This is a genomic window from Arthrobacter sp. B2060 (genome assembly GCF_059090445.1).
On record NZ_JBNHFR010000018.1, the window covers coordinates 22,113 to 30,035 of the forward strand.

Consider the following 7,923-nt stretch of genomic DNA (forward strand, 5'->3'; position numbering starts at 1 on the left):
GGCGAGGGAACCCGGGCGGCGTGGGCCCAGCCACCGCCTCCCTAACCTCGCTGCGCTCGGCGAGGGAACCCGGGCGGCGTGGGCCCAGCCACCGCCTCCCTAACCTCGCTGCGCTCGGCGAGGGAACCCGGGCGGCGTGGGCCCAGCGCCCGCCCGGTTAAAGCCGGTCAGCAACGCCGACGGCGGCTGCCCCCTTAAGGGGACAGCCGCCGTCGGGCTTTCATTGACTTAATTGTCCTCGGGTTCCCGGTCAGGTTCTTCCCCAGGGGAGGGGAGCAGGATCTCACGCGGTTCCGCCTCAGCCATGCGCTCCGGCGTCCAGTACGCCAGGATTTCCTCCGGCGACTGGCTGACGTCCGAGCTGCTTACCGGGTCCTCCCCAGGCGGCGGTGCGTCCTTAGCTGGCGGCTGCTGCACGTTTGTAGACCTGCTCGATGACAGAACCCCAGTACGGGGAGTACATCGCGGTGGAGCGGCTGCCGTAGCCATAGCTGTTGACCGAGTTCTGGAAGCCCAAGGGGCTGTCTGTGCTCTCAGCGAGGAACCAGGGACCGCCCGAGGAACCGCCGGTCATGTCGCAGGGAATGCCTTGCGTGTTGAACTGCGGGTTGACCGAATCATTGCCTGCCTTCCCGTAGCAACTGACGAGTGTCTTGCCAGTGAACGGGGATGCCGCCGGGTAGCCGAACGCCTTGTACGTCAGTCCGCGCGACTGGTTGAACACGACGCCCGTGGCACCGACCACGTCGGCAAGCTTCTGGCCGTCAAGCTCGGCAACCACGGCGAAGCCGGTGTCGTACTGGATGTTGCCGTCGGTGCTCCATTCCTTGGGCGCATAGAGCGTCTTGGCCGCCCATTTGCCGTACGGAGCCGCCCCGTCCTTGTAGGCCGGCACAAAAATGAAGTTCGTGGCGAAGGCGCCCGGCCCCTGGTTAAGGCAGTGCCCGGCAGTGGAGACTGTGCTCTTGTTGCCCGCGGCCACTGAGTTGCCGGAGCAGACGTAGTTGGCGCCGCCCAGGGTAAAGAAGATCTTGCCGATGTGGCTCACGGGCAGTTCGTCTTTGTGCAGAGCGCTTGTCTTGCCCTTACGGGATGTGCCGGCGATCTTGGTCAGGGAACCCTGCTCGCCGAGGCCTGGGAGGCCATTGCCGTTGAGCTGCTGGGGACCGTTGACCTGCCAAGGAACGATGACCTGCCGGGCGACGGCCTTCGCTGCGAGGACATCGCCTGGAACGGCAGCCCGCATGCGCTCGGGCGTCCAGTAACTCGCCGCAGTTGACGTGGTGAGCGTCGCGCTGGCGATCTGCGGCTGCACGGGATCCTGCGCCTTTGCAGGAGAAGCCGTTGCGCCGCCGGCCGCGGAGAGCGTCAGCAGCAAACCCGCTGAGAGGCTCACGAGGCTAGTGGCCAGAGACTTGTTGCTCGTCATGGGGGTCCTACCTATCGGTGGGCGCCGTAGCAGCGCACCTGTGAAGAATTGAGGCTACCCGGACATGACAAGCTTTGTAAAAGTCGTTTGAAGTTATGTGTTCCAGGTAGGGGTAGTGCGTTTCTGCCCCTGCCGCAGGGCGTGCCGGCTACCTTCAGCCGGTGAGGCGCTTTTCTGTCATGAGCTAAAGATAGGGGTACGCGGCGCGGGGGACAATGGGCACCTCGGCCCCACTTAATCGCTGGATTCCGTCACCAAAGTGATACAGCCCACCTTGGTGGGGCTCTGCATGATGACCTCGGGTAAGTTAAAGGTTGGTGAAATAGACCGGATTCCACATACAGCCGACCTCCAGGGAGACGCCCGAGCATGGCCAAAATTATCTATACCCACACCGACGAAGCGCCGATGCTGGCTACATATTCGTTCCTGCCGATCGTCGAAGCATTCGCGTCGACCGCAGGTGTGCAGGTGGAGACCCGCGACATTTCGCTGGCCGGCCGCATTATCGCCGTGTTCGGTGACTACCTCACTGAAGAACAGCAGATCGGTGACGCCCTGGCTGAGCTCGGTGAACTGGCAAAGAAGCCGGAAGCCAACATCATCAAACTTCCCAACATCAGCGCTTCCGTGCCGCAGTTGAAAGCCGCCATTGCCGAACTGCAGGCTCAGGGGTACAAGCTGCCGGACTACCCGGACAATCCCTCCTCCGATGAAGAAACGAGCATTCGCTCTCGCTACGACAAGATCAAGGGCTCCGCCGTGAACCCGGTCCTGCGCGAAGGCAACTCGGACCGCCGGGCGCCGCTGTCCGTTAAGAACTACGCCCGCCAGAACCCGCACTCCATGGGTGCCTGGACTCCGGACTCCAAGACCAACGTGGCCCACATGGAAGCCGACGACTTCCGCTCCAACGAAAAGTCCGTGGTGATCCCGGCCGACGGCACCATCGAGATCCAGCTAGTCCGCGAAGACGGCACGGTCAAGGTCCTGAAGAAGGCGTTCCCGGTCCTGGCAGGCGAAGTGATCGACGGGACCGTGCTGCGCGCTGCCGCCCTGGACGAGTTCCTTGCCGCCCAGGTTGCACGAGCCAAGGAGGAGGGCGTCCTCTTCTCGGCACACCTGAAGGCCACCATGATGAAGGTCTCGGACCCCATCATTTTCGGCCACGTGGTCAAGGCCTACTTCTCTGAACTGTTCGACACCTACGGCAAGCAGCTCGCCGCGGCCGGCATCAGCCCCAACAACGGCCTCGCCGCCATCCTCAACGGCCTCGAAGAGCTCCCCGAGGATGTCCGCGAAGGCGTTCAGGCGGCCATCGCGAAGGGCCTTGAAGAAGGGCCCGCCCTCGCCATGGTCGACTCCGACAAGGGCATCACCAGCCTGCACGTCCCCAGCGACATCATTGTTGACGCTTCCATGCCGGCGATGATCCGCACCTCCGGCCACATGTGGGGCCCGGACGGCAAGGAAGCGGACACTCTGGCAGTTCTGCCGGACAGCTCCTACGCCGGCATCTACCAGGTCGTCATCGATGACTGCCGCGCCAACGGCGCCTTCGACCCCACCACCATGGGCACTGTGCCGAACGTGGGCCTCATGGCCCAGGCGGCGGAGGAGTACGGCAGCCACGACAAGACGTTCGAAATTCAGGCCCCCGGCAAGGTCCAGATCGTGGACGCCTCCGGAACGGTCCTGATCGAACACGAAGTTGGCCCCGGCGATATCTGGCGCGCCTGCCAGACCAAGGACCTGCCCATCCGTGACTGGGTCAAGCTGGCTGTCAACCGTGCCCGCGCCTCGCAGACGCCTGCCGTGTTCTGGCTGGACGAGACCCGCGCGCACGACGCCAAGCTCATCGAGAAGGTCCGCGAATACCTGCAGGAGCACGACACCGAGGGCCTGCAGATCGAGATCATGTCGCCGGTGAAGGCCACCGCGTTCACCCTCGAGCGCATCCGCAGGGGAGAAGACACGATCTCCGTCACCGGCAACGTGCTCCGCGACTACCTGACGGACCTGTTCCCGATCCTGGAACTCGGCACCAGCGCCAAGATGCTCTCCATCGTTCCGCTGATCAACGGCGGCGGCCTGTTCGAGACCGGCGCCGGCGGCTCCGCACCGAAGCACGTCCAGCAGCTCCTCAAGGAGAACCACCTCCGCTGGGACAGCCTCGGCGAATTCCTCGCCCTGGCCGTCAGCTTCGAGCACCTGGCCAACACCACGGACAACGCCCGGGCGCAGGTCCTGGCCGACACACTGGACCGGGCCACGGGCACGTTCCTGCTGGAGGACAAGTCCCCGAGGCGCAAGGTTGGCGAGCTCGACAACCGCGGCAGCCACTTCTACCTGGCGCTGTACTGGGCGCAGGAACTGGCCAAGCAGACGGAGGACTCAGAACTGGCAGCGTCCTTCTCCGCGGTCGCTGAAGCTCTGGGCTCCAACGAGGACGCCATCGTTTCCGAACTCCTAGCTGTCCAGGGTTCACCGGTCGACATCGGCGGCTACTACCGCCCCGACGCCGAGAAGGCCGCGGCCGTCATGCGGCCCTCTGCCACGCTGAACAAGGTTGTCGCCAGCCTGGGCTAAGACGAAAAAGCGCCCCGCCACTCGTTCGAGTGGCGGGGCGCTTCTTTGTTAACTCTCAGCATTCGCCATCAGCGGGGCTGAAGCCCGCGCCGACCAGTGGGCTGCCTCTACCGCTCCGGGGTTTCGTCCCGCCTGGTGTTGCCCAGCCTGGGTTCGTTGCGGGGTTCGCCCTCCTCAGTGTCTCCGTAGGGGGCGTCGACGGCCATGTCCGGATCCGCATCAACCGGCCTCTCGGTGGCGGCGGCATCGTACGCGTCGCCTGACTCGTACGTCCGCCCTGGCGTCGCATCCATTCCGGGTCCGGCGGCGTAGCCCGTGGCATCATCTGCTGCCGAGGGTGCCGTGCCGATGGTTTCGTCGCTCGCGTCCGCGGTGCCTGATGTGCCGGCGCCGTAGCCGGCCGGCCCTGCACCTGCTCCGGCAGCCCCAAGTCCTGCACCAGTTCCGGCGGCCCCGGCCATGCCAGCCGTCCCGGTGGCCCCTCGCTGGTCGTCGACCTCGCCGTCGTGGACGCTCTCACGCCATGCGCCGGTTTCCGAACCCTGGCTCTCGATGAACTTCTTGAACTTCTTCAGGTCTGAAGCAACCTGGCGGGAGTCAAGACCAACGGCGGCGCCCATTTTCTCCATCGCGGACTCGGGCTCCCAGGTGAGTTCGACGTTCACCTTCGTCTGCTCCGGCCCCAAGGACTCGAACCAGACGGTTCCGGCGTTGCGTGGCTCATTCAGGCTTTCCCAGGTGACACGCTGGTCAGGTTCCTGAACAGTGATCTGCGCGTCGTACTGACGTTTGACGCCGGCGATGCTCGTTTCGAAATGAACGGTGGTGTCATCGAGTTGGCGCACCGAGTCGACGCCGCTCATGAAATGTGGGAAGTCCTCAAACTGGGTCCATTGGTTGTAGGCCGTGCTGACGGGGACATCGACTTCGATGGATTCCTGCACAGTTGCCATGCGTAGTTCACTCCTTCAGCGAGCGGGCTGTTGCCCGCGGTTCTGATTGCTGCATCTTGGGTGGAACACCTCCAACGTAGTCCGAAGCGTCGGGCAATTGAAGAGAGCCGCGGCTGCAGTCCACGAAGACGGCTGATCGGGCCTTGGACTCGTGTCGCAAGGGGCCCTTTGCCGAGAGTGCTAAGACGGCAAGGACTCTTTAGTCCTTGTCTTTGGCCGATCCTTTGGCTTCATCGCTGTCCTCGTCCGCGTTGTCCTTTCCGGCATTCCCCCGGGCAGTGTCACCGGAGGCGGGAACCGGCGCGGAGACCACAACGGCCGGCGTTGTGGCCGGGGCGGGGTTGGCAGCTTTCGCCGCCTCGGCCTTCTTGGCAGCCAGCGTTGCCCTAAGGTCGGCACGGACTGCGTCGACGGACGCGGTGATGCTCTGGTGGCGCTTGAACGAAACATGGCCGTCCGCGGCGGCGGCATCCAGGCCGGCCGCCAGCTGCTCCAGCGACGTGAGCGCGCCGGCAGGATCACCACCCGCCGCTGCTTCGGTGACGGCGAAGACGCGCTGCTGAAGCTGCACCGCGGCGTCGGCCTTGAGTTCGGGAGCGGCACCGCCGCAGCCTGACAGGCCCAAGGCGAGCACCCCGCCCGCGAAGGCAACCGCCGCCCGCCGCCGCACAGCAGGCCGCGGGCGGAGCGGGCCGTGCACCGTCACGGTTCCACGCTCTTTTGCAGCTCCAGGAGGTGATCGCCCAAGGTGCCGGTCACCGTGGGGTAGGTGACGACGTCGGGCGTTCCAGGTGCCGTGACTGCGAGGGTTACCGCCAACACTCCGGCGGCCAAGGCGGCGGCAGCGACAGAGGACGCCAGCCAGACGCGTCGGCTGCGCCGGGGACCTGCGGCAGGGCGGACGCTGTCCTGCTTAGCCGTGGCGTGACCGCTGTCCGGGAGAACTGACGGGGGCCGCGTCGGCAGGGCGGGGAGGACACGGGTGTGCTCTCCAGCAACGTTCCCGGGGACACCTTCCGGTGAAACCAGCGCCTGGCGCAGGGCGATCTCCAGGTCCGGGGCACTGGGCCGGTCCAGCGGTTCGAAAGCCGTCATGGACGTAAGGAGTTGTTGCCACTCAGCCGGCAGGTCTCCGGGAACCTCTGGTGCACGGTGCAGCCGTGCCACCGCAGATTCCACGGCACTGCCTGGATATTCCAGGGTTCCCTTGATGCATTCCAGCAGCACGAGGCCCAAAGAGTAGATGTCCGTGGCGGGCGAGAGCGGCGAGCCCATCGCCTGTTCGGGGCTGAGGTATGCCGCTGTCCCCACCATGGTGCCTGTGGCAGTCAGCCGCGTACCGTCGGCGATCCGGGCGATGCCGAAGTCTGTGAGCTTGGGCCGCAGCGGCTCCCCGGGACGCACCTGGACGAGGAGGATGTTGGCAGGTTTGATGTCCCGGTGGATGATTCCAAGACCATGGACGTAGGCCAAGGCGTCGGCGATCCCGGCGCCGATCACGGCGAGTTCGTCGAGCGGAACCCGGCTGTGGCGCAGCCGGCCGCGAAGGTCCTGGCCCTCCACGAGTTCCATGGTGAGGAACGGTCTCGGCTGGTCAGGCACACGCGTGTCCACCCCTGCGTCGAACAGTGTCACGAGGCTTGGGTGGTTGAGCGTGGCGAGGAGCCTTATCTCGGCTTCCTGCCGCTTGAGCTCGTCGGCGTCTGCAACTTGCGGAGCGAAGAGCTTCAGCGCCACGTCCCGGCCGAGGTTTTCGTCGCGGGCCGTGTAGACCGATGACATTCCTCCGCGGCCTATTACTTCTCCGAGCCTGTAGCGCCCGTCCAGTACATCGGTCACGCTTCCGGGCGAATGTTCCAATACTTTGCCGTCCTTATCCGCCAGTGGGTCCCGTTAAGGGTAATACGGGGGCGGGGCGGCGGACGCCGCGCAGGTTGTGCGCGGAATCCGGGGCTGGATGCACAGCCCGGCCGGCGGTCCGGCTTCCGCTGGTCTTCTGACCATCCGGAGCCGGACCACCGGCAATGGGTCCGTGATGTTCATCTGGGCCCGCCCGCGGCGGGCCCAGACCTCTTATTTATGCCTTCTTCCTCCGGATGACCATCAGCATCCCAACGGCCAGGAGGGCGAGGGCGAGTGGCAACAGACCCTCCTCTGCTCCGGTGTTTGCCAGGGACTGAGCGCCACTGGGCGTCTGGCCTGCAGCCAGGCCGGCCGTCGGAGCGTTGGCCGCCACCGAGCCGTCCGTAATCACTGCGCCTGCAGGCAGGACCACGATCCCGCTTCCATCGGAGACCGCGCCGGTGTCGGTGCCGCCGGTGGTGCCGTCCGTGCCGGTGCCGCCGGTGCCGCCGTCACCGTCCGTGCCGGTGCCGCCGGTGGGGTCGTCTGTGCCGGTGCCTTGGCCGCCGGTGGGGTCGTCTGTACCCGAGCCCGTGCCGCCGGTGGGATCGTCCGTACCCGTGCCGTCCGTGGGATCGGATCCGGTTCCGGAACCATCACCTGGGTCCGTTACCGGTGGCGTGGTCCCCGTTCCCGTGCCAGTCCCAAGGTCGATGCCGAGATCGACGCCCAAACCAACAGAGGGATCCGTTCCCGTGCCAAGACCGATAATGACGGCGCCCGCAGCGGCCGGGCCTCCATCCCCGAGCAGCCCCGATTCGCCAAGGCTGACGTCGATCACGGCGTCGGCGGTGGTGCCGTTGCCTGTGGCGTTGCCGAGGTTCACGTCAACGACAGCGTCGGCGGTCGTGCCGTTGCCCGTTGCGGTTCCGATGTTGCCGAGATTGACGTCGACCAGGGCGTCGGCGGTGGTGCCGGTGCCTGTGGCGTTGCCGAGATTCACGTCTACGACAGCGTCGGCGGTGGTGCCGGTGCCTGTGGCGTTGCCGAGATTCACGTCTACGACAGCGTCGGCGGTGGTGCCGGTGCCTGTGGCGTTGCCGAGATTCA

General features: G+C 65.7%; 6 protein-coding genes and 1 pseudogene. 1 reads left to right on the forward strand and 6 read right to left on the reverse strand.

The window, feature by feature from the left end; genetic code table 11:
* Positions 1-228: 228 nt before the first annotated feature.
* The gene (locus AC5RUM_RS21240) at positions 229-417 is read right to left on the reverse strand and encodes a hypothetical protein (RefSeq protein WP_494036808.1); all 189 of its coding nucleotides are present in this window, start codon (positions 415-417) and stop codon (positions 229-231) included.
* On the reverse strand, positions 398-1,429 hold the full coding sequence (locus tag AC5RUM_RS21245) for a trypsin-like serine peptidase (protein WP_494036809.1): 1,032 nt from the start codon (positions 1,427-1,429) through the stop codon (positions 398-400). Before AC5RUM_RS21245 ends, AC5RUM_RS21240 begins: the two co-directional genes overlap by 20 nt.
* 369 nt (positions 1,430-1,798) lie before the next feature.
* Between AC5RUM_RS21245 and AC5RUM_RS21250 the strand changes: the two genes are divergently transcribed.
* The gene (locus tag AC5RUM_RS21250; RefSeq protein ID WP_494036810.1) at positions 1,799-4,018 is read left to right on the forward strand and encodes an NADP-dependent isocitrate dehydrogenase; all 2,220 of its coding nucleotides are present in this window, start codon (positions 1,799-1,801) and stop codon (positions 4,016-4,018) included.
* Between the two features lie 107 nt (positions 4,019-4,125).
* Here AC5RUM_RS21250 and AC5RUM_RS21255 read toward each other — a convergent pair whose 3' ends face one another.
* The 4 genes and pseudogenes from AC5RUM_RS21255 to AC5RUM_RS21270 all read right to left on the reverse strand — a co-directional run.
* Positions 4,126-4,971: an SRPBCC family protein gene (locus AC5RUM_RS21255; RefSeq protein ID WP_494036811.1), complete on the reverse strand. Its 846-nt coding sequence runs from the start codon at positions 4,969-4,971 to the stop codon at positions 4,126-4,128.
* A gap of 199 nt (positions 4,972-5,170) precedes the next feature.
* On the reverse strand, positions 5,171-5,677 hold the full coding sequence (locus AC5RUM_RS21260) for a mucin-associated surface protein (protein ID WP_494036812.1): 507 nt from the start codon (positions 5,675-5,677) through the stop codon (positions 5,171-5,173).
* The gene (locus AC5RUM_RS21265) at positions 5,674-6,753 is read right to left on the reverse strand and encodes a serine/threonine-protein kinase (protein WP_494036814.1); all 1,080 of its coding nucleotides are present in this window, start codon (positions 6,751-6,753) and stop codon (positions 5,674-5,676) included. The genes AC5RUM_RS21260 and AC5RUM_RS21265 overlap by 4 nt, the downstream gene beginning before the upstream one ends.
* A gap of 295 nt (positions 6,754-7,048) precedes the next feature.
* Positions 7,049-7,923: pseudogene (locus tag AC5RUM_RS21270) on the reverse strand (hypothetical protein); the annotation flags it as partial.